This is a genomic window from Ruegeria sp. CI8 (genome assembly GCF_056536865.1).
Genome location: NZ_JBQFQL010000005.1, coordinates 47368 through 66861, shown reverse-complemented (window position 1 = coordinate 66861; position 19494 = coordinate 47368). Strand labels below are relative to the sequence as shown.

The 19494-nt window shown below is 62.2% G+C and carries 30 protein-coding genes; 15 read left to right on the top strand and 15 right to left on the bottom strand.

What is annotated here, in order from left to right:
• Positions 1 to 39: 39 nt before the first annotated feature.
• The 7 genes from ACR0DA_RS17495 to ACR0DA_RS17465 form a co-directional block, all read right to left on the bottom strand.
• The gene (locus tag ACR0DA_RS17495) at positions 40 to 840 is read right to left on the bottom strand and encodes an FkbM family methyltransferase (protein WP_170448857.1); all 801 of its coding nucleotides are present in this window, start codon (positions 838 to 840) and stop codon (positions 40 to 42) included.
• Entirely contained in the window at positions 837 to 1784 is a 948-nt protein-coding gene (locus ACR0DA_RS17490) for a glycosyltransferase family protein (protein ID WP_480755087.1), read from the bottom strand. The genes ACR0DA_RS17495 and ACR0DA_RS17490 overlap by 4 nt, the downstream gene beginning before the upstream one ends.
• 129 nt (positions 1785 to 1913) lie before the next feature.
• A complete protein-coding gene (locus tag ACR0DA_RS17485) occupies positions 1914 to 2474 on the bottom strand; it encodes a F0F1 ATP synthase subunit B (RefSeq protein WP_170601454.1) in 561 nt (186 codons plus the stop codon).
• A gap of 5 nt (positions 2475 to 2479) precedes the next feature.
• Complete coding sequence (locus ACR0DA_RS17480) at positions 2480 to 3031, bottom strand: F0F1 ATP synthase subunit B' (RefSeq protein ID WP_480755086.1); 552 nt, start codon at positions 3029 to 3031, stop codon at positions 2480 to 2482.
• Positions 3032 to 3117: 86 nt separating this feature from the next.
• Positions 3118 to 3342: a F0F1 ATP synthase subunit C gene (locus ACR0DA_RS17475; RefSeq protein WP_005981269.1), complete on the bottom strand. Its 225-nt coding sequence runs from the start codon at positions 3340 to 3342 to the stop codon at positions 3118 to 3120.
• Positions 3343 to 3411: 69 nt separating this feature from the next.
• Positions 3412 to 4167: a F0F1 ATP synthase subunit A gene (locus ACR0DA_RS17470; RefSeq protein WP_093965215.1), complete on the bottom strand. Its 756-nt coding sequence runs from the start codon at positions 4165 to 4167 to the stop codon at positions 3412 to 3414.
• A 2-nt stretch (positions 4168 to 4169) separates the two neighbouring features.
• Entirely contained in the window at positions 4170 to 4502 is a 333-nt protein-coding gene (locus tag ACR0DA_RS17465; protein ID WP_093965213.1) for an AtpZ/AtpI family protein, read from the bottom strand.
• 231 nt (positions 4503 to 4733) lie between these two features.
• Between ACR0DA_RS17465 and ACR0DA_RS17460 the strand changes: the two genes are divergently transcribed.
• Positions 4734 to 5069, top strand: a complete 336-nt coding sequence (locus tag ACR0DA_RS17460; protein WP_170361571.1) for an ArsR/SmtB family transcription factor — start codon at positions 4734 to 4736, stop codon at positions 5067 to 5069.
• On the opposite strand, the gene ACR0DA_RS17455 is transcribed toward ACR0DA_RS17460, so the two are convergent.
• The 4 genes from ACR0DA_RS17455 to ACR0DA_RS17440 form a co-directional block, all read right to left on the bottom strand.
• Entirely contained in the window at positions 5066 to 5479 is a 414-nt protein-coding gene (locus ACR0DA_RS17455; RefSeq protein WP_170361483.1) for a universal stress protein, read from the bottom strand. The genes ACR0DA_RS17460 and ACR0DA_RS17455 overlap by 4 nt on opposite strands.
• Positions 5480 to 5553: 74 nt before the next feature.
• Positions 5554 to 5823 (bottom strand): hypothetical protein, encoded by a 270-nt coding sequence (locus tag ACR0DA_RS17450; RefSeq protein ID WP_141138530.1) that lies wholly within the window; start codon positions 5821 to 5823, stop codon positions 5554 to 5556.
• A gap of 57 nt (positions 5824 to 5880) precedes the next feature.
• Positions 5881 to 6795: a DMT family transporter gene (locus ACR0DA_RS17445; protein WP_170343391.1), complete on the bottom strand. Its 915-nt coding sequence runs from the start codon at positions 6793 to 6795 to the stop codon at positions 5881 to 5883.
• The gene (locus ACR0DA_RS17440; RefSeq protein WP_170343390.1) at positions 6792 to 7670 is read right to left on the bottom strand and encodes a LysR family transcriptional regulator; all 879 of its coding nucleotides are present in this window, start codon (positions 7668 to 7670) and stop codon (positions 6792 to 6794) included. The genes ACR0DA_RS17445 and ACR0DA_RS17440 overlap by 4 nt, the downstream gene beginning before the upstream one ends.
• Positions 7671 to 7791: 121 nt before the next feature.
• Here ACR0DA_RS17440 and ACR0DA_RS17435 point away from each other — a divergent pair, with 121 nt between their 5' ends.
• Positions 7792 to 8373, top strand: coding sequence for an FMN-dependent NADH-azoreductase (locus ACR0DA_RS17435; RefSeq protein WP_480755085.1), 582 nt, complete (start codon positions 7792 to 7794; stop codon positions 8371 to 8373).
• Positions 8374 to 8446: 73 nt separating this feature from the next.
• Positions 8447 to 9187, top strand: coding sequence for an aspartate/glutamate racemase family protein (locus ACR0DA_RS17430; RefSeq protein ID WP_170442024.1), 741 nt, complete (start codon positions 8447 to 8449; stop codon positions 9185 to 9187).
• Here ACR0DA_RS17430 and ACR0DA_RS17425 read toward each other — a convergent pair whose 3' ends face one another.
• Complete coding sequence (locus ACR0DA_RS17425) at positions 9188 to 9718, bottom strand: prolyl-tRNA synthetase associated domain-containing protein (RefSeq protein ID WP_480755084.1); 531 nt, start codon at positions 9716 to 9718, stop codon at positions 9188 to 9190.
• Positions 9719 to 9976: 258 nt separating this feature from the next.
• Between ACR0DA_RS17425 and ffh the strand changes: the two genes are divergently transcribed.
• The 10 genes from ffh to trmD all read left to right on the top strand — a co-directional run bounded on the left by ffh (position 9977) and on the right by trmD (position 16322).
• Complete coding sequence (ffh, locus tag ACR0DA_RS17420) at positions 9977 to 11485, top strand: signal recognition particle protein (protein ID WP_480755082.1); 1509 nt, start codon at positions 9977 to 9979, stop codon at positions 11483 to 11485.
• Complete coding sequence (locus ACR0DA_RS17415) at positions 11486 to 12094, top strand: GNAT family N-acetyltransferase (RefSeq protein ID WP_480755081.1); 609 nt, start codon at positions 11486 to 11488, stop codon at positions 12092 to 12094.
• Entirely contained in the window at positions 12091 to 12642 is a 552-nt protein-coding gene (locus tag ACR0DA_RS17410) for a GNAT family N-acetyltransferase (protein WP_480755079.1), read from the top strand. Before ACR0DA_RS17415 ends, ACR0DA_RS17410 begins: the two co-directional genes overlap by 4 nt.
• Positions 12639 to 12935 carry a chorismate mutase gene (locus ACR0DA_RS17405; RefSeq protein WP_005981236.1) on the top strand — a complete coding sequence of 99 codons (297 nt, stop codon included), beginning with the start codon at positions 12639 to 12641 and terminating at the stop codon, positions 12933 to 12935. The genes ACR0DA_RS17410 and ACR0DA_RS17405 overlap by 4 nt, the downstream gene beginning before the upstream one ends.
• Positions 12936 to 13005: 70 nt before the next feature.
• Positions 13006 to 13401 (top strand): 30S ribosomal protein S16, encoded by a 396-nt coding sequence (gene rpsP, locus ACR0DA_RS17400; RefSeq protein WP_093965193.1) that lies wholly within the window; start codon positions 13006 to 13008, stop codon positions 13399 to 13401.
• 12 nt (positions 13402 to 13413) lie between these two features.
• Complete coding sequence (gene bluB / locus ACR0DA_RS17395) at positions 13414 to 14049, top strand: 5,6-dimethylbenzimidazole synthase (RefSeq protein ID WP_480755078.1); 636 nt, start codon at positions 13414 to 13416, stop codon at positions 14047 to 14049.
• Between the two features lie 6 nt (positions 14050 to 14055).
• Positions 14056 to 14205 carry a hypothetical protein gene (locus tag ACR0DA_RS17390; RefSeq protein WP_480755076.1) on the top strand — a complete coding sequence of 50 codons (150 nt, stop codon included), beginning with the start codon at positions 14056 to 14058 and terminating at the stop codon, positions 14203 to 14205.
• Positions 14198 to 14701, top strand: coding sequence for a ribosome maturation factor RimM (gene rimM / locus ACR0DA_RS17385; protein WP_093965189.1), 504 nt, complete (start codon positions 14198 to 14200; stop codon positions 14699 to 14701). Before ACR0DA_RS17390 ends, rimM begins: the two co-directional genes overlap by 8 nt.
• Positions 14698 to 15516, top strand: coding sequence for a hypothetical protein (locus tag ACR0DA_RS17380; protein WP_480755075.1), 819 nt, complete (start codon positions 14698 to 14700; stop codon positions 15514 to 15516). The genes rimM and ACR0DA_RS17380 overlap by 4 nt, the downstream gene beginning before the upstream one ends.
• Positions 15513 to 16322 carry a tRNA (guanosine(37)-N1)-methyltransferase TrmD gene (trmD, locus tag ACR0DA_RS17375; protein WP_170366215.1) on the top strand — a complete coding sequence of 270 codons (810 nt, stop codon included), beginning with the start codon at positions 15513 to 15515 and terminating at the stop codon, positions 16320 to 16322. Before ACR0DA_RS17380 ends, trmD begins: the two co-directional genes overlap by 4 nt.
• On the opposite strand, the gene ACR0DA_RS17370 is transcribed toward trmD, so the two are convergent.
• Positions 16319 to 17122: a glycoside hydrolase family 25 protein gene (locus ACR0DA_RS17370; RefSeq protein WP_170343377.1), complete on the bottom strand. Its 804-nt coding sequence runs from the start codon at positions 17120 to 17122 to the stop codon at positions 16319 to 16321. The two genes, trmD and ACR0DA_RS17370, sit on opposite strands and share 4 nt — an antisense overlap.
• Before the next feature lie 395 nt (positions 17123 to 17517).
• Between ACR0DA_RS17370 and rplS the strand changes: the two genes are divergently transcribed.
• Both rplS and rpmE read left to right on the top strand, forming a co-directional pair.
• Positions 17518 to 17901 (top strand): 50S ribosomal protein L19, encoded by a 384-nt coding sequence (gene rplS, locus ACR0DA_RS17365; RefSeq protein WP_039541573.1) that lies wholly within the window; start codon positions 17518 to 17520, stop codon positions 17899 to 17901.
• 11 nt (positions 17902 to 17912) lie between these two features.
• Entirely contained in the window at positions 17913 to 18134 is a 222-nt protein-coding gene (gene rpmE, locus ACR0DA_RS17360; protein ID WP_093965180.1) for a 50S ribosomal protein L31, read from the top strand.
• Positions 18135 to 18198: 64 nt separating this feature from the next.
• Here the strand turns inward: rpmE and ACR0DA_RS17355 are convergent, their stop codons facing one another.
• Positions 18199 to 18519, bottom strand: coding sequence for a Dabb family protein (locus ACR0DA_RS17355; protein ID WP_480755074.1), 321 nt, complete (start codon positions 18517 to 18519; stop codon positions 18199 to 18201).
• Positions 18520 to 18544: 25 nt separating this feature from the next.
• On the bottom strand, positions 18545 to 19432 hold the full coding sequence (locus ACR0DA_RS17350; protein ID WP_475142717.1) for an AEC family transporter: 888 nt from the start codon (positions 19430 to 19432) through the stop codon (positions 18545 to 18547).
• Positions 19433 to 19494: the final 62 nt, after the last annotated feature.

The window sequence follows — 19494 nt, the reverse complement described above, 5'->3', positions numbered from 1 at the left end:
ACCTGTTTTCTAGCGCATGAAATACGCGAAAGAAGCACGTCAGGGCTGTTCCTCGTGCAGGTACAAATAGTCGGTACTGCCATTTCCATATACGCAAACATACCCTGCCGCCCTAAGTGCCTTGTCTGCGGAGTCAACACGCTGAAAGCCTTTCTTGCTAGGCCGGTTGAGTTCGTCGTATTCGACGCAGATCTGCCGGGGCCGCAACCCGTCTGCGAGAATCTGCTCAATAACCTCGACTTCCGCGCCTTCTATGTCGAGCTTCAACAGCTGGACTTTCTCGACCGGAATTGCGTGATCGTGCAGTATTTCCCGCAATGTACCGGCCAGGACCATCAGGTGATCGGTATTCTGACGATAATCGTTTTGGAAGTTCACGATCGAGTGTGAAACATGCTCTGGGTTCTCGGGAAGAAAGAAACGCAGTGTTTCGTTGCGGCACCAAAGGGCGCGATCGACCATTACAAGATTGTCTTCACTGCAGTTGCTAAGGTCGTAGGCTTCAACCGGCTGTGAACCACTTGAAACGTAGCCCGTTTCACCCCTTTTACCGAAACGCTTTTTCATCGCGCTGAAATGGGCCACGGCCCGAGGTGTCGGATCGATAATCACGACCCTTGCATTGTAGCGGTCCGCAAACTCGACGTCGAAGGACGAGTCCTCCCCAAGACCAGCGCTGACGATCGTGCAGCCCTGCAGACTGTCGTCCTCGAGGAAAGTCCAGCCACCATAGTCAGAGCCGAGAGTGACGAGGCGCAAACCGTGCCTGGCCCGAACCGACTGCAGCCTGTGCCGCTTGTAGCGCTTTTCGCGAAGCCAGTTTCTTACACGCTTTATCATCTTTCCCTCGTGGACATGAGCCTGCCGACAAAACTGTTCAGCTTCCGCCTAATCTTTTCCAGTTTGCCGGGTTTGGTCAGATAATACAGTTTCGCCAGCTCCACCGCATCGGTATTCTCCGAAATCTGGGCAGGTAGGCCCGGCGACAGTTCGGTGTTCAGGCGGCTGCGCGTGTAGGATTTGTTCACCACACCATGACTGCCGGTTCCATCAAAACCGATGTTCTCAACATAGGAAAAATACGGGGACAGGCACAATCCGAGATTCCGGAAAATGGTTGCGTACCAGAAAACCGCCCATGTTTTTAGCTCGCCGGTCTGGTTCGCCAGAACCTGTGACCAATAGTCCTGAGCCCCTTCGAGGTTGAAGCGGGCGATGTCCGCGTCTGAAAACTCATCCACCAGCGCGTCGGGGTCGCGGCTGTAATACGCCCAACGGTCCGCCCAGGTTGCCCATCCCCAGCAGCTCATGAAACGCCACAGATATGCGCCCTTCGCTCGGCGAAAGGCAGGCACGTCCTCATTGTAGCCGGCAATATGCCAGACCGCGTGCTCGTCCTTGTAGCGGTCCAGCGCAAGGTTCATATAATGCAGAAAGGCTGGCGACGTGAGTATATCATCCTCGAGAATGATCGCGCGGCCGTGCTCGGCCATCATCTGCGAAACACCCTCTTCGATCGAGACGGCCAGCCCTGCATTCTGGTCACGTCGGCGCAGCTCGATACTGGCGAAGCCCTGCTGCGTTTCGGCGACCTGCGCAACAGCGTCGACAATCGGCTTCTCGGCATCATTGCGGGGGCCGTCGATGAATACGGTCAAGGATGTCGACGCGGCCAAGGGCGATTGGGCCAGTGCATCCAACGTCCGCCGCGTGTGTTCGGGTCGGTTGAACGCGAACACGCACACAGGCGCAGGATCAACAATCTTGGTATGTACGGATGTCATCTTACCTCACCGAAACGCCACAGGCTGACTGCCCTGAATCAACAGACAATGACACGGGCTACAAGCAAAAAACCCGAAAGCAGGTAGCTTTCGGGTTTTGGAAATTGAGATTGGCTCACGCCGAACAGCTCAGTGCAGCTTGTCACCGACCTCGGAGATCGCCGAGTCAATCAGCTTGTTGGCTTGCGCCGCAGTCATCTGCTTGGCCAGCACGGACTTGGCCGCCGCAACGGCCGCAGTAACAGCCTGGTCGCGCACTTCCTTCACCGCCGAGGCCTCGGCCGATGCGATTTGATCCTGTGCGGCAGCCAGACGACGCGCGATGGATTTCTCCAGATCCGCCTTTGCCTGTTCGGCAGCCAGAACCGAATCTCCCTTCGCCGCGGCCACGATGGCTTCGGCCTGAGTCTGCACTTCGCGCTGCTTGCGCTCGTATGAGGCCAGCAGGCTGCGCGCTTCTTCATGCAGGGCACGGGCTTCGTCCAGCTCGGCCTTGATGCCTTCGGCGCGGTTGTCCAGCGCCCCGCCGATCATCGACGGAACCTTGAAATAGAACAGGACCGCGATGAATACGATGAAGCCCAGCGTCACGACGAAGTCGGTGTTCGCCAGCGAGAAGAACGGACCGCTTGCGGCCAGCGCCGGGCTGGCGAAGCCTGCGGTCAGGATAAGAGCAAGTGTATTCCGCATGTCACTTATCCTTTCATCTGTGCGCTGACGGCACTGCCGATGGCTTTGGCATCCGCCTCGCCGCCCAGCGCAGTCACCAGTTCGGCCGCCGTATCGTGGGCAACCTGTTGAATGCTCTCCAGCGCTCCGGCACGGATTTCGGCAATTGCCTTCTCCGATTCTGCCGCCTTGGCCGCGATTTCCGCATCTGCCTTGGCAATCGCATCATCCAGGTCCGCCTGGATTTCGGCGCGCGCTTCGGCTGCGATCCGCTGAGCCTCGGCACGGGCATCGGCCAGCGCCTTGTTGTAGGCCTCTTCGGCCTCGACCGCCTTGGCCTTCAGGTCTTCGGCCGCAGCCAGGTCATTTGTAATGGTCCCTTGACGCTCGGCCAGGATCGCCGCGATGCGCGGCAGGGCCACGCGGGACAGGACCAGAAAGATGACGACCAGCGTAATGACCAGCCAGAAGATCTGGTTGGGGAACCAATCGAAGCAGAGCTGCGGCATCCCGATGGCCGAGCCATGGGAATCGACGCATTTGCCGACTGCTTCTGCAGCTATGGGTTCTGTCGCCATGATGTCCTCCGTCGGAACGTTGTCTTTACAACAGGTGGGCCGCTATGGCTTGGGCCCACCTGCGCGTAAGGATCAGGTTCCGCAGATTATACGGCGAACATCAGCAGCAGCGAGACCAGGAATGCGAAGATCCCCAGGGCTTCTGCGAATGCGATACCGATGAACAGGGTTGCGGTCTGCGAAGCAGCCGCCGAAGGGTTGCGCAGAGCGCCGGCCAGGAAGTTGCCGGCCACGTTACCCACCCCGATTGCGGCCGCGCCGGAACCGATTGCTGCCAGGCCTGCGCCGATGTGTGCGAGATCGCCTTCCATGATGTATCTCCTTACGAATTGGAAGTTTCGATTTTGGGTTATCGTTCCTGTGCTCAGGGTCGCCCCTGATCAGTGATGCGGATGCAGAGCGTCCTTCAGGTAAACACAGGTCAGAATGGTGAATACGTAGGCCTGGATGAAGGCCACCAGGACCTCGAGGCCGTACATTGCGGTGATCGCCAGAACGGACACGGGCGAGATCACGGCGACCGCGGCGAAGCCGGCGAAAACCTTGATCACGGCGTGGCCGGCCATGACGTTACCTGCAAGACGAATGGAGTGGCTGACCGGGCGCACGAAGTACGAGATCAGTTCGATGATCGCCAGGATCGGGCGCAGCGCCAGCGGCGCGCTGGACACCCAGAACAGGCTGAGGAACCCAGCACCGTTCTTGACAAAGCCCAGAACGGTCACGGTCAGAAACACGGCCAGCGCCAGCGGAATGGTGACCGCGAAATGCGATGTCGTGGTAAACGAGGTCGGGATCAGGCCGAGGAAGTTCGCGGTGACGATGAACATGAACAGGGTCATGACATAGGGGAAGTATTTGACGCCTTCCTTGCCACAGATGTCTTCCAGCATCTTGTAGATGAAGCCGTAGGCCAGCTCGGCGATCGACTGCATGCGGGTCGGGACGATTGCGCGCTTCGAGGTGCTCAGCACCAGCAGGCCGATGATGGCCAGAACCGCGAAGAACAGCCACAGGGTCACGTTGGTGGGCGTGTACCAAGCCATCTCACCGCCGAAAAGCGGCTTGACGATGAACTGGTCCATCGGATGGAAAACCAGGCTGCTGCCTTCTGCTGCGGTGGTCTCGGTCGCCACGTTCAGTCCCTCTCGTCCTTCTCGGCCTGTGTCGAGGCCGCTTGTTTCTCTTGAGCTTCTTGCGCGCTGCGGAGCATGACCTTCACGCCCGCGACAAGGCCCAGCAATGTGAACAGCACCAGGAAGATCGGGATCGTCCCGAACAGGCTGTCCAGCCCGTACCCGATGCCAAATCCGATCCCCAGACCGGAAACCATCTCGATGACCATCCGCCAGGCCAGTTCGCCCCCGGATATGTCAGCGTCCGCACGAGGTTTCGGCGCTTTGGCCTTTTTTGCCGCGTCGATCTTGGCCTCAAGCTGCGTCAGGCGCTGCTTTGGGTCGTCATCGGTCACGGGCGTTTCCCTCGCACAGTCTTGGCGCAGTTGCTATGCGGCCTCGCGCGCAGAGTCAACGCTGTTGATGGCTCCAATTGACGCAGCTTAAACCTTTGTTTTCTAATGTATATTAAGGGAGTACGTTGTCTGCCGATCGGGTCACTGGCAATCCATTCCGCTGGAAGCACCGGATTCCGCATATTCAACCAAATGGTTGACCAAACTTTCCGGCTGTGGTTCAGCGGGATCATGTCCGATGACCTAGATACCGTCTTTGCGGCCCTGGCCGACCCCACGCGGCGCGCCATTCTGGCGATGCTGCTCGAGGATGACATGGCCGTCACCGACGTGGCCGAGCCGTTCGAGATGTCACTGGCGGCGATCTCAAAACACTTGACGATCCTGACCCGGGCCGGGCTGATCAGCCAGGAAAAGCGCGGCCGGGTGAAATGGTGCAAGCTGGAACCCGACGCGTTGCGCGCGGCCTCGGTCTGGATGCAAGGGTTCGGGCAGTTCGAACCCGTGAATCTGGACGCGTTCGAGCGGTTCCTGGAAAACCAGCTTTCCGCGGGGGACGAGGTCTAGCGCACTACGAAGACCGACATGCTGGCATGTTTGGCCAGATATCCGGCATGACTGGACAGTATAAAGTCGGTAATCCGCGGCGCATGGGTGCCCACCACGATCAGGTCGGCACCGATCTCTTCAGCGGTGCGGGCCAGGTCACCATCCACTTCGACCGCCACATCCACCGAATGAATGTTGCGGAAATCAACTTGCGCTCCACTGGCTTGGGACAACTCGTCCGCCAGATCGGACAGATGGTCCTTGATCGCGGATTCGGTTTGCGTGGGGTCGCCGGGCTGATTGCTTGTCACGCTGACGATGGTTATCCGCGCCCCCTGCCACCGGGCGACTTGTGCCGCAACCTCGGCCGCCTTGCGCACTTCGGGTGGCAGATGCAGATCGACGGGAAACATTATGTGTTTGAACATCAGTCCCTCCTTTCACGCCGACAGCTTAGCGGGTTTGACACAACCGGCCCTTGATGTGGCTCAACCCAAGAGGATCAGCCTTGCTGGCTGTACTCGACCCCTGTGACCACGCCGCTGGGATCGGCGCGGCACAGCCAGGGTGCCTGAGCGCCGGCCACTGCGACCTGCGTGACGGTTCCCGCCGGTTCGGCAGTTGTCGACAGAGCCTGGACATCCGCGGGGCTCCGGTTTGCCTCAGCAGCCACCAATGCCTCGCAGCTGGCTTGAAGGGTTGAATTGTCGGCGGTGTCCTGCGTACATCCAAAAACCAGCATTAGCGTGGCCGAGGCAATCAGTCTGTGCATGTTCCGGTCCTTTCGGAGTTTGCCCCACCCTGCCACGAACGGGCGCTTTGGCAAAGGTCAGTCCGGCGCGGTTTGTTGCCGGGCCACCCCCAGGTCATCCCCTTTCAGCAGCAGCACAAGGGCCAGGATCGTCAGCCCGATCCCCACTAGAACCAGAAGGCCCGGCGCCGGCTGGCCCAGCGCGATCTGCCAGATGATCACCCAGCTGGGCGTCAGGTAGGTATAGGCCATGACCTTGGCCGACGGCAGCAGCAGCGTGGCGTACTGCAACAGAACGAAGGTGGCCGCGCTGGCGCAGATGGCGACGTAGAACAGGCCGATCCAGACGATCGCCGGCAGGTTGGCCCAGTCCGTTGCGCGGATGTCGGACCAGCCGAACACCGTCAGCACTGCGCACCCGGCCACCAGCGTGCCGAAGGTGAAAACGACCGGCGGCTCGCCCCGGTTCAGCTTGCGCACCATGGGCGTATAGATCGCATGGGCCACGCAGCCCCAGAAATAGATGATCTCGCCCTGCCCGATCTCGAAGGCTCGAAAGGCCAGCCAATCGGCGCGGAACACCACCCACAGCGCGCCAACCGCGCCCACGCTCAGCGCAAGGGCCATGTGCGGGGTGGTGATCTGGCGCAGCAACACCCACCCCGCCACCGCCGACAGGATCGGCGTCAGGGTGAACACCGCCGCCGCGCTGACCGGCGGCGCGGTTTTCAGCCCGTAGAACATCAGCACGAAATAGGCCGAGAACAGCCCGCCCAGCACCAGATAGCGCCACGGCGCGCGCGCCGCGCTGCGCGGCAAACCGGTCGTCATCAGCGCCGCGATGCCGATCACCACGCCGGCAATCGCAAACCGCGCGGCGTTCAACGCCGCCGGCGCGATCTCGTTGGCAATCATCGAACCCAGCGAGAAACTGCCCGCCACCAGCGCTGAGAACACCAGCATGGCCAAGTGGCCACGCGCCTGCGGGCTCATGGCAGCCAGTCCTTGGCCTGCTCCTTGAGGAATTTGAGAAAGGTCTGCACCTTGTTGGTGCGGTGCAGATCCACATGGGTTACCAGCCACAGATTGCCGGCCCATTCCGGCAGCGGCTCCATCACCTCCTGCAACTGCGGATGGCGGGCGGCCTCCCACCGGGCCATGAAGCCGATCCCCGCCCCGGCCAAAACCGCCTCGGCCACGGTGAAGTTGTTGGAACAGCGGAAGGTGATCGCCTCGGCCGGGACATTGGTGCGCAGCCAGCGTGAAAAAGGCGCGCGGCTGTTTTCATCATCCGCCCCGACGAAGGCGTGGTTGGGGAAATCCTCGACGCCCGCAGGCAGGCCGCGCCGTGCGATGTAATCCTGACTGGCATAAAGCCCGACCTCTTGCGTCATGAAGGGCTGCACCACGTTGTCCGGTTGATCTGGGGCCGCGCCGGCGCGGATGGCCACATGCGCCTCACCATATTCCAGGCGGAACAGACGGTCGCCGGTCAGATAGCGCACGATCAGGTCGGGATGGTCCTGCTGGAACGCGGTCAGCGTAGGCACCACCAGCGGCGCCAGCGAGGCCAGCGAGGTCACCACCAACTCGCCCGAGACATCGTCTCCACGCCCCTTCAGCCGCCCGACCAGCTGGTTGAACTGATCCTCGGTGGCCTGGGCCACGCGCAGCAGATCCTCGCCCGCCTCGGTCGGGGTGTAGCCGCGCGCGTGGCGCTGGAACAGCTTGACCTTCAGCCGGGCCTCGATCGCGTCGATATGGCGGATCACCGTGGCGTGGTGCACCCCCAGAACCTCGGCCGCGCCGCTGACCGTACCCATTCGCGCAACCTGATAGGCGGTGCGGACCTCGTCCCAATTGTCCATGACAAAACCAATTCTGTGCAATTTCCAACAATGTCTGTTGATTTATCCCTGTTTCGTTCGCTCACGCAATACTCATATTGGGCTCAGACACAGAATTCGAACCCTGAGAAGGAGCCACGCCATGACAAAGACCATCCTGCATATCGACGCCTCGGCCCGCCGCACCGGCTCGGCCACCCGCGACCTGTCGGCCCGCATCGTCCAGCACCTGGGCGCCAGCCGCATCATCCGCCGCGACCTGGCCACCCCCCTGCCACTGCTGACCGAGGACTGGATCACCGCCAACTTCACCCCCGCCGATCAACGCGACGCCACCCAGCGCGACCTGCTGGCCCTGTCGGACGAGTTGGTCAAGGAACTGCAGCAGGCTGACACGGTGGTGATCGGGTTGCCGATCTACAATTTCTCGGTCCCGGCCGCCTTCAAGGCCTGGATCGATCTGGTCGCCCGTGCAGGCCTGACGTTCTCGTATACCGAGAATGGCCCCAAAGGCCTGCTGGAGGGCAAGCGCGCCATCCTCGCCATCGCTTCAGGCGGTACCGCAGTGGGGTCCGAGATCGACTTTGCAACCGGATACGCCCGCCATGTTCTGGGCTTCATCGGCATCCATGACGTGGATGTGGTGGCCGCTGACCGCATGGCGCTGGACCCGAAATCAACTCTGAGCAACGCCCAGAAAGCCGTCGCCGAACTGGCCGCCTGATCCGGCCACTGGCCATCCCCGGTCAAACCGTCCAATCTGTCCCCGAGCGGGATCGGCAGATTGGACGGTTGTCATGAAGAAGATCGGAATTCTGGGCGGGGTCGGCTGGGCGTCGACAATAGACTACTACCGCGCCATCGCCGAGGGCGCCGGACGCCATTTTGCAGACCGTGGGCACGGATCACCGCTGCCTGTTCCTCCGATGACCATCGAGTCCGTCACCCAGGCCAAAACCCGCGCGCTGCGCGGAACCGCCGGCGACGAAGCAAGCTGGGCCGCGTTCGATGCCGTTTTCCGCGATGCACTGCTGACGCTTGAGCAGGCGGGATGTGATTTCGGCATCATCGCCTCGAACACACCTCACGCCCGTTTGCATGCGATCCGGCAGGGCGTGACCATCCCGATCCTGAGTATCTTTGATGCAACCGCCGTGGCAACCAAAACGACAGGCGCCAAAAGCGCGCTGGTGCTGGGAACCTCGGTCACGATGCAAGCGCGCCACTATGCGGAACGGCTGGCGGCTGAAGGCATCACAGCCAATGACCGGCTTCCAGAGGACCAGATCGCGGAAATGCAGGCCATGATCGACACCGAGTTCTACGGCGGTGCCTCGGCCAATGCCCGCGGCCGTCTGCTGGCATTCTGCAATCGGCACGCCGCCCCCGGAACCGCGATCCTGCTGGCCTGCACGGAATTGCCGCTGGCCTTTCCCCAACATCTTGATGACCCGGTTTTTGAGGCCGACGGGCACCTGTTCGTCAATCCCTCGGCCGCCCATGTCGCCGCCGCGTTGAAAGAGGCGCTGAGCGAATGATCACGGCAGCCAGGTGACCTCGCACCCGATCCGGTCGAAGAAGGCCATCAGGTCGTCGCGCGCCATGGCCACCGTCCGGTCGTTGACCAAGGGATGCATATAGATCACGTCCGCGCGCTGCGCCGCGTCGTCCATGAAGAACCGCACATCGTTGCCCACGCCGTTGATCATCGCCAGCGGGCTGACCGCGCCGGGACGGATGCCAAGGTTCTGCATCAGCCGATCCGCCGACCCGAAGGACAGGTTGCCTACACCCAGTTCGGCGCCCAGCGCCTTGAGGTCGATCTCGCGGTTCTGTTCCAGCGTCACCAGGTAGTTCCGCTTTTTCTTGTCGCGCAGATACAGGTTCTTGAGCCGCAACGCGTTTTCGCCCGGCACCATGAACTGATCCTCGACCGCCTTCGACTCTTCGACCGTCCGCAGCGGGACGTGACTGTGCAGGCGATAGGGCAGTCCCCAATCGTCCAGCTGCGCCAGCAATGCGTCCGAACTGAGCGGCAATGTGTCCTGAAAGGCGGATGAGGCGTCCATGGTCTTCTCCTGAATAGCGCGCCAGTGATGGCCGACAGGGCCAGACGATGCAACCCGGCAAGCGCGGATGGTTGACTCAGGCAGCCAATGGGCCTAAACGCCAACTCAACATCCGGAAGCGTCTGTTCTTCCGGTCCCTTGAGTCGTTCAGGGATCGCCCCCCACCAGCGAGTTTCGCCCGTGGGGGCGTTTGTGCATTGACCCGTCCGCCCCTATCTATGGGGCGCCAACCGAGAACCGGCGAAGGAGGCCGAAGGCATGTTTGAAAATCTATCCGAACGCCTCTCTGGCGTCTTTGACCGGCTGACCAAACAGGGCGCCCTGTCCGAGGAAGACGTCAAAACCGCCCTGCGCGAGGTTCGCGTGGCGTTGCTAGAGGCTGACGTATCGCTGCCGGTGGCGCGTGCGTTCGTCAAGAAGGTGCAGGAACAGGCGACCGGCCAGGCGGTGACCAAGTCGATCACGCCGGGCCAGCAGGTCGTCAAGATCGTGCATGACGCGCTGGTCGATACCCTGCGCGGCGAGGAAGACCCCGGCAAGCTGAAGATCGACAATCCGCCCGCGCCGATCCTGATGGTCGGCCTGCAGGGCTCAGGCAAGACCACAACCACCGGCAAGTTGGCGAAACGCCTGAAAGAAAAAGAGGGCAAGAAGGTCCTGATGGCCTCGCTGGACATCTACCGCCCGGCGGCAATGGACCAGCTGGCGGTGCTGGGCACCCAGATCGGAGTCGACACTCTGCCGATCGTACCGGGGCAGAAACCGGTGGACATCGCCAAGCGCGCCAAACAGCAGGCCACGCTGGGCGGCTATGACGTCTACATGCTGGATACCGCGGGCCGTCTGCATATCGACGAAGTGCTGATGGACGAGGTCGAGCAGGTCCGCAACGTGGTCGACCCGCGCGAGACCCTGCTGGTGGTCGACGGCCTGACCGGTCAGGTCGCCGTCGAGGTGGCCGAGGAGTTCGACGCCAAGGTCGGCATCTCGGGCGTGGTCCTGACTCGGATGGACGGCGACGGGCGCGGCGGCGCGGCCCTGTCGATGCGCGCGGTCACCGGCAAGCCCATCCGCTTCGTGGGTCTGGGCGAGAAGATGGATGCGCTGGAAACCTTCGAGCCCGACCGCATCGCGGGCCGAATCCTGGGTATGGGCGACATCGTGGCCCTGGTCGAAAAGGCCCAGGAGACCATGGAGCTCGAGCAGACCGAGCGCATGATGAAGCGCATGATGAAGGGTCAGTTCAACATGAACGACCTGAAGATGCAGCTGGAACAGATGATCCAGATGGGCGGCATGCAGGGCATGATGGGCATGATGCCGGGCATGGGCAAGATGGCCAAGCAGATGGATCAGGCCGGGCTGGACGACCGGATCCTGCGCCAGCAGATCGCCATGATCCAGTCGATGACCAAGAAGGAACGCGCCAACCCCGCGCTGCTGCAGGCCAGCCGCAAGAAACGCATCGCGGCCGGTTCGGGCATGGAAGTCAGCGACATCAACAAGCTGCTCAAGATGCACCGACAGATGTCGGACATGATGAAGAAGATGGGCAAGATGGGCAAAGGCAAGATGCTGAAACAGGCCATGAAAGGCATGTTCGGCAAAGGCGGGCCCAGCCCCGAGGAAATGGCCGCGGGCATGGACCCCAAGGCGCTGGAAGCCGCGGCCAAGGCGATGGGCGGCAAGATGCCCGGCGGCATGCCCGGCATGGGCGGCGGCATGGCCCTGCCCCCCGGCCTGAGCGGATTCGGAAAGAAAAAGTAAGTGACTGCGCCCGTCGCATATCCCTGGGAGGCTCCGGCCACCGGCCCCGCTGCCGCGCTGTCGGCGCGGCTGGCTGCGGACTTGCCGCGGCTGGAGACCGCGCGGATGGTGCTGCGCGCGCCGCGGATCGGGGATTTCGACACCTATGCCGACATCCTGATGTCGGACCGTGCCAAACACATGGACGGCCCGTTTAACCGGCAGGCGGCCTGGCTGGATTTCTCGCAATACGTCGCGGGATGGCTGCTGCGCGGGGCGGGAATGTGGGCCATCGAGGACCGTGCGGGCGGTCAGGTTCTGGGCTTCGTGACGATCGGCATGGAATTCGGTGACCGCGAACACGAGCTGGGCTATCTGCTGACCGAAGCCGCCGAAGGGCGTGGCATCGCAACCGAAGCGGCCGAAGCTGCCCGTGACTTTGCGCTGGGGCCGCAGGCGCTGCCGTCACTGGTCAGCTATGTGGACCCCAACAACGCAGCCTCGGCCAGCGTGGCCGAGCGCCTAGGCGCCCAGCGCGACCTGCAGGCCGAGGCCGGGTTCGACGAGCCGGTTCTGGTCTATCGCCACCTGCCCGGCGACGGCGATGGCGGGATGGAGGCCTACGCATGACGACCTTCGCCATCCCGACCATTGCGACCGAGCGCCTGATCCTTCGGGCACCGCATCCGGACGACCTGCCGGCCATGACGGCCTTCTACGCGACCGAGCGCAGCCACATGGTGGGCGGCCCCAGGGATGCGGCGGGCTGCTGGAACGGACTGGCGAACCGTCTGGGCCATTGGGCGCTGCGTGGCTTTGGCCTGTGGCACCTGACCGAAAAGGCCAGCGGTGCTTTCGTGGGCTGGACCGGCATGATCTATGTGCCGGGCTGGGACGAACCCGAGCTGGGCTGGACCCTGATGGAACAGGCCGAGGGCAAGGGCCTTGGCTTTGAGGCCGCGCAGGCCGCCCGCGACCATGCGGCGCGCCATCAGGGGCTGAACGGCGTCATCAGCTATATCGCCCACGCCAATGACCGCTCGCGCGCTCTGGCACAGCGTCTCGGCGCCACCTACGAGCGCGAGGGCGAAGTGCTGGGCAAGTCCGCACAGATCTGGCGGCATCCGAAACTCGACACGTCAACGACCGATCTGACCACCGAAAGGACCGGCCAATGAACAATCCCGTGACGCGGGCCGCGGCCTTGCTGAAAGACCACCGCGAAAGCATCGACCGGCTGGATGCGATTCTGGTCTATACGCTGGCCGAGCGGTTCAAGCACACGCAGGCCGTTGGCAAGCTCAAGGCCGAACACGACCTTCCCCCGTCCGATCCCTCGCGCGAGGCCGCGCAGATCGCACGGCTTGAAGACCTGGCGAAAGAGGCGGATCTGGACCCCGACTTTGCCAAGGCTTTCCTGAATTTCATCATTCAGGAAGTCATCCGACACCACAAGAAACACCAGAAGTGAACCCGAGGTTCAACAAACACCAGAAATAGCCGGAGCAATCCGGCCAACGCCATCCAAAGGAGATACCACAATGGCAATGAAAATTCGTCTGGCCCGTGGCGGCTCGAAAAAGCGCCCCTTCTACCGCATCGTTGCAGCGGACAGCCGCATGCCGCGTGACGGCCGCTTCATCGAGAAGCTGGGCACCTACAACCCGCTGCTGCCGAAAGACAGCGAAGAGCGCGTGAAGATGAACATGGAGCGCATCCAGTACTGGCTGGACCAGGGCGCGCAGCCGACCGACCGGATCGCCCGCATGCTGGAAGCCGCCGGCGCCAAGGAGAAAGCCGAGCGCAACAACCCTCAGAAGGGCACCCCGGGCAAGAAAGCCCAGGAGCGCGCCGAAGAGAAAGCCGCCAAGGCTGCTGAAGCCGCAGAGGCTGCTGCCGCTCCGGCCGAAGAAGAAGCTGCTGCTGCAGAAGAGTAATCAGGCGGGCGCGTGCAGGATCAGGCTTTCACCGAAGATTTCCGCACGCAGTTCGATCTGTTGATGCGGCTCCGGCGCGATGTGCGCCGGTTCCGCACCGACGCGGTGGACGAGGCAGTGCTGACGCACTGCCTCGACGCGTTTCAGCTGGCCCCTTCGGTGGGGCTGAGCGAACCGTGGCGCGTGATCCGCGTCGAAAGCCCTGAGGCCCGGACCGCGGCGCTGGAGAACTTCAAGGCGGCTAATGACGCCGCGCTGGCGGGCTACTCCGGTGACCGGGCGCAGCTGTACAGCCAGCTGAAACTGTCGGGCATGCAAGAGGCGCCGGTGCAGCTGGCGGTTTTCTGCGATGACGCCACCGACAAGGGCCGGGGGCTGGGCGCAGGCACCATGCCAGAGATGCGCCGCTATTCGGTGGTCTCGGCCGTCACTTTGTTCTGGTTGGCGCTGCGCGCGCACGGCCTGGGGCTGGGCTGGGTCTCGATCCTCGATCCCGACCGGCTGGCCCGCGACCTGTCGGTGCCCGAGGGCTGGCGGCTGATCGGCTATTTCTGCGTGGGCTGGCCCGAGGAAAGCTCGGACACGCCCGAACTGGAAACCCATGGCTGGGAGTGCCGCCGCGGCAGCCTGCCGGTGGAAACGCGGTAGGGTGGCATGTTTGGTTTGATACGCCTTCCCATCCTGCTGCTGATCGCCTTTATTGTGGGCGTGTTCTTTGAGCGCAACAATCAACGCGAAGCCTGCGACGAATTCGGTGTCTGGGAAAGTGGAATATGCGTGACGACGGAAATGCCCAATGACTGATCTGATCTGTGTCGGCAGCATCGCCGGGTCCTTCGGCGTACGCGGCGAGGTCCGCCTGAAAAGCTATTGCGCGGTACCCGAGGATATCGAGACCTACTCCCCTCTGACCGACGAGAGTGGCGCCCAGCGCTATCCGCTGATCATCACACGCGCGATCAAGAACGGATTTGCCGCGCGTCTGGGCGGGGTCGAAACCAAGGAACAGGCGGACGCCCTGAAGGGGCTGCGCCTTTATGCCCGGCGCGAGCAGTTGCCATCGCTGCCGGATGACGAATTCTATCACGCCGACCTTTTGGGGCTTGAGGTCTATGACACCGGCGGAACCCTGCTGGGGCGGGTCAAATCGGTACAGAACCACGGCGCTGACGACCTGCTCGAACTGCACGGGCCGGGACTGAAATCCACTGTATTTCTGCCATTCACCAAAGCGGCCGTACCCACGGTTGACCTTGAAGCCGGGCGTATCGTCGCCGACCCTCCCGAGGGCCTGCTGTGACGCGGCGCATCCTGCTGCATCTGGGCCTTCACAAGACCGGCACGACCGCCGCGCAATCCTTTCTGTTCGAGAACCGAGCGTTGATCTGGCCGCGCCACGCATTGGTTCTGCCCTATGTCACCCGCAAATCCGGGTTATCCGAAGCCGCCACGCGCCATTCGCTGTATGGGACATTCGGTACGCTGTCCGAATTCGGCAATCGCTGGCGCGAACTTCTGGCGACGCTGGATTTCGGGGAGAAGCGCGGCCTGATCCTGAGCGAGGAGAACTTCTCGGGGCTTCGCCCCAGCCGCAATCTGGTTGTGGGATACGCCGAAGCCCCTGATCTGGCCGCCTGCCTGGTCGATACGCTGCGCAACCGGCTGGTCGGGTCGGAACTGAACATCACCGTATATCTCTCGCTGCGCCAGCGCGGCAGTTGGATCCGCAGTCTCTGGGCCCATGATCTTCAGCGCACGCGGCTGGTGCAGGATTTCGACACGTTCCGCGAGAGGCTCGAAGAGCTCCCTTCGCTGCAGCAGACTGCGGACGCCGTTCGTGATCGGCTACCCTCGGTTCGAGTGCGGACCGAATGGCTGGAAGACCTGCGTGAGCATAGCTTTGGCCCCGGCACACCTTTTGCCGAATTCCTGGACCTGCCGCCCGAGAAGGCCACCCTGCTGGTCAAGCCCACTCGGTCAAACCCGGCATTGCCGCAAGAAGCGCTGTCCGAAATGCTCGAGTTGAACCGATCGGGGCTGGACGAGGCGGCGCTGGTCCGACAGAAAGCCCGCATCGTCGAACGCGCTCAAATCAGTCTGACCACGAACACATGACGGACAAACCTGCAAAGTCATATGGCCGCAAGGCTATTCGCCCCACGCTGAAACCGCGTGAGCTGCTGACGCCCACGCCGGACCTGCATGGCGTGTGGAAGGCCAAGGTGATCACGCTGTTCCCATCTGCCTTTCCCGGCGTCTTGGGCGAAAGCCTGATCGGCAAGGCGCTGCAGGAGGGGCTGTGGCAACTGGAAACGGTCGATCTGCGGCAGTTCGGTGTCGGCAAGCATCGCAATGTCGACGACACGCCCGCAGGCGGCGGTGCCGGCATGGTGTTGCGGCCGGATGTACTGGGGGCCGCCATTGATCACACTATGGATGGGGTACAGGGCAACTGGCCGCTGATTTACCTCAGCCCGCGCGGGCGCCGGATGGATCAGCGCATGATGCAGAACTTGGCCCGTTGCGATGGCATGACCCTGTTGTGTGGCCGCTTTGAAGGCGTTGATGAACGGGTTTTGGAGCACTACGGCATCCAGGAAGTCTCGCTGGGCGATTTCGTCATGACCGGAGGCGAGATTGCCGCGCAGGCGCTGATCGACGCCACCGTGCGACTGCTGCCCGGGGTTCTGGGAAATCAGGCCTCGACCGAGGAAGAGAGCTTTTCGTCCGGCTTGCTGGAACACCCGCAATACACTCGGCCGGCCGAGTGGAACGGGCGTGAGATCCCTCCGATCCTGATGTCCGGACATCATGGGCGCATCGCCGAATGGCGTCACCAGATGGCGGAAGAGATTACCCGCACGCGCCGCCCGGACCTGTGGGATGCCTACCTGAAGGCGCGCGGGGAAGCCGACGATTAGGGTGCGCCCGCCTTCCAACGCGCCCAAATATCAGGTGAGCCGTTGAAGGCGTTGATGTCCACCCGCCCCTGCACGCCGGGAACCAAACCGGTGCCCGTATACTGCCAGAACCGCCAGACTGCCTTGGGATAGACATTGCGCGGATGCCCCGCGACCGAGCGCAGCCAGAACTCGGTCTTTGGCAGACGTCCGATACCTGTGTCCTCGTAGAAATCGACCGTGGTGTAGACGATCGGCCGGCGGCCGTAATGTCGCTCCAATATGTCGAGGAACCTTTCCGCCTCAGCCCGCACCGTTTTGCCATCGGGGCGCAGGGTGCAGGTCTTGGAATGGGGGGTCCATTCCATGTCCAGCACATGCGGCAGGTCGGCCCCTCGGGGAACGTTGCGAATGAACCAACGGGCCTGTTCGGCCGCGGGGCGGCAGAAGTAGTAATAGTGATATGCACCCCACGGAACCCCAGCCGCCCGGGCGCCCTGACTGTGATCCTGGAACATCGGATCGGCCACGTCGCCCCCTTCGGTCGCCTTAATGAACACGAAACTGACCCCCGAGGCCTTGGCCTGACGCCAGTCGATCGGTCCCTGCCAGCGCGAGACGTCGAGCCCATGCACGGGATAGTGCTCGGGCCGCCGCCGCTCCCAGTCATGCGGGTCGGCATCCGCAAAGGCGGGGTACAGAACCGAAGGCCCGGAAAGTCCCGCAACCACCGGTTGGTCTACGATTTGGGGCGCCGGCGCACGACGCCCGCAAGACATCAGTGCCAGCGCAAGAACCACGCAGAAAATCGCTTTGCTCATCCTGTTGCTCTGCCTCTAAACCTGCTCTTGAATTATGATCCAGAATGCCCGATCCCCGGCACAAGGCAACGCCGCGGTACAGGTGACGGCGGATTCCCACCAAATCCACCGCGATTTGGCCTGAAAACCGGCGATTTGGGCTTGATATGCACGTCCGACTTCCCTAAACGGGCGCAATCCGGTGCCGCCTCTGGGGCGACTCCGGTGTTTTGGGTTGATCGCAGGAACGCACCTGCCCTTCTTCGGATCAGGGAAGCTGTGGAATAACCCGGACCAAAAGGAACATTCGACCTGACCTCTGGCGGGCTGCAGATCGCGGGACCCGGAGAAGACCAAGAGCTCTCAGATCGTGCCCAACTTCGTGGACCAACCACGAGCAGATAGGAGTAACTGCGATGGACCTGATCGCACAGCTTGAGGCGGAACAGATTGCCGCCCTGGGGAAAGACATCCCCGATTTCAAAGCCGGTGACACCATCCGTGTCGGCTTTAAAGTGACCGAAGGGTCGCGTACCCGTGTGCAGAACTACGAAGGCGTCTGCATTGCGCGCAAAGGTGGCAGCGGCATCGCCGGTTCGTTCACCGTTCGCAAGATTTCGTTTGGCGAAGGCGTTGAGCGTGTGTTCCCGCTGCATTCGACCAACATCGACAGCATCACCGTTGTCCGTCGTGGCCGCGTCCGTCGCGCCAAACTGTACTATCTGCGTACCCGTCGCGGTAAATCCGCCCGTATCGCAGAAGTCACCAACTACAAGCCCAAGGCTGGCGCCGAGGCGTAAGGAGCGGAAAGATGAAAAAAGACATCCATCCCGACTACCACATGATCGACGTCAAACTGACCGACGGCACCGTGATCCAGATGAAATCGACCTGGGGCGCCGAAGGCGATCAGCTGGCCCTGGAAATCGACCCCTCCTCGCACCCCGCGTGGACCGGTGGCTCGTCGCGCCTGATGGACGCCGGCGGTCGCGTGTCGAAGTTCAAAAAGAAATACGAAGGCCTGGGTTTCTGAACCAGCGCCTTTGCGGAATTTCCAAGGCCGTCCCCGAGGGGGCGGCCTTTTTCGTTGGCCGCTTCTATTGCGAGTCCGGAACGTCGAGGTCAAAGACGATGATCCCGTCGGCACCATTCTGACACAGATCACACAGCTGACCGCCCAACCGGCGGTGTGTCGGGTGTTCGGCGTAAGCCTTCACGGCGGTTCGATCCGCAAAGCGGATCACGAACCCATCGCGATAGTCCTGCGACTTTCCTTCGAAATCGAGATTGGGGCCGCTTTCAAAGGCCAAGGCCCCGTCCAGATCAGCGCATAGCTCGGCCAAGCCGGTCAGAACGGCGCGGCGCGCGTCCTGCGGTGCATCTGATCGGAAAGTGAAGAACACGCAGTGCAGAATCATGATGTCGGTTCCTAGTTGGGCAAAGTCAGATCCAGTAGGCCAAGGCGAGTGGCAGCACCAGGATCGTCGTCAGGGTTGAGACCATGATGTACCCGGCCACTTCCGGGCCATATTCCGGAACATGTTGGTCGATGAACAGGTATGTCGCCACCGAAGACGGCATCAGGCAGCACAGGATCAACGCTCCGCGTTCGACCCCGGTAAAGCCGAACAGCCAGACAAGCGTGGTGGCGATCCCGACGGCCAGAACGAGATGCAGACCTGTCAGAACGACCGCCCGGCCAAGGCTGCCGGTCCGAAGCGTGGCCAGCGTGTGACCCAGTGTCAGCAACATCAGCGGGATCGACAGCCCCCCCAGAATGTCAAAGGATTTGGCGATCGGTTGCGGCAGGGCAGAACCCGTAGCCATCAGCGTCAGCGCGATGACAACCGCATAGATGATCGGAGACGTTGCAAGCTTGCGGGCCGAGAACTCTCCGGCCGGGATCCACATGCCGACCGTGAAAATGCTCACCAACACCACGACTACAAAAGCCATCGTATAGGCCATGCCCGCATCGCCCAGTGCCAGCAGAGTGACCGGCAATCCGATATTGCCCACATTGCCATGCATCAGCGGGGTCAGAAACGCCCGCACCGGCCAGCGCAACAGCCGCAACGCCAAAAACCCGAGCACGCCGAATGCCGCAATGGCGAGGGCAGCGGCCGCCATCATGTCCAGAAACGTGGCAATCTGAATCTTGGTGGCGGACAGATGAGAGATGATCAGTGTCGGATATCCCACCTTCGAGACAATCCCGCCGATCACCTTGTTGTCGAACGGTGCGCGCGCGACCGCCAGCCCGTACCCCACACCGGCACAGATCAGCACCGGCAGAACGATGTTCAATACGTTCAGGAATACGTGCTCCAAGCCGGGTCCTTGCCTCCAAGTCAGTTTGCAGACTGTGGCGGCGCACGCCCCGTTTGGCAACA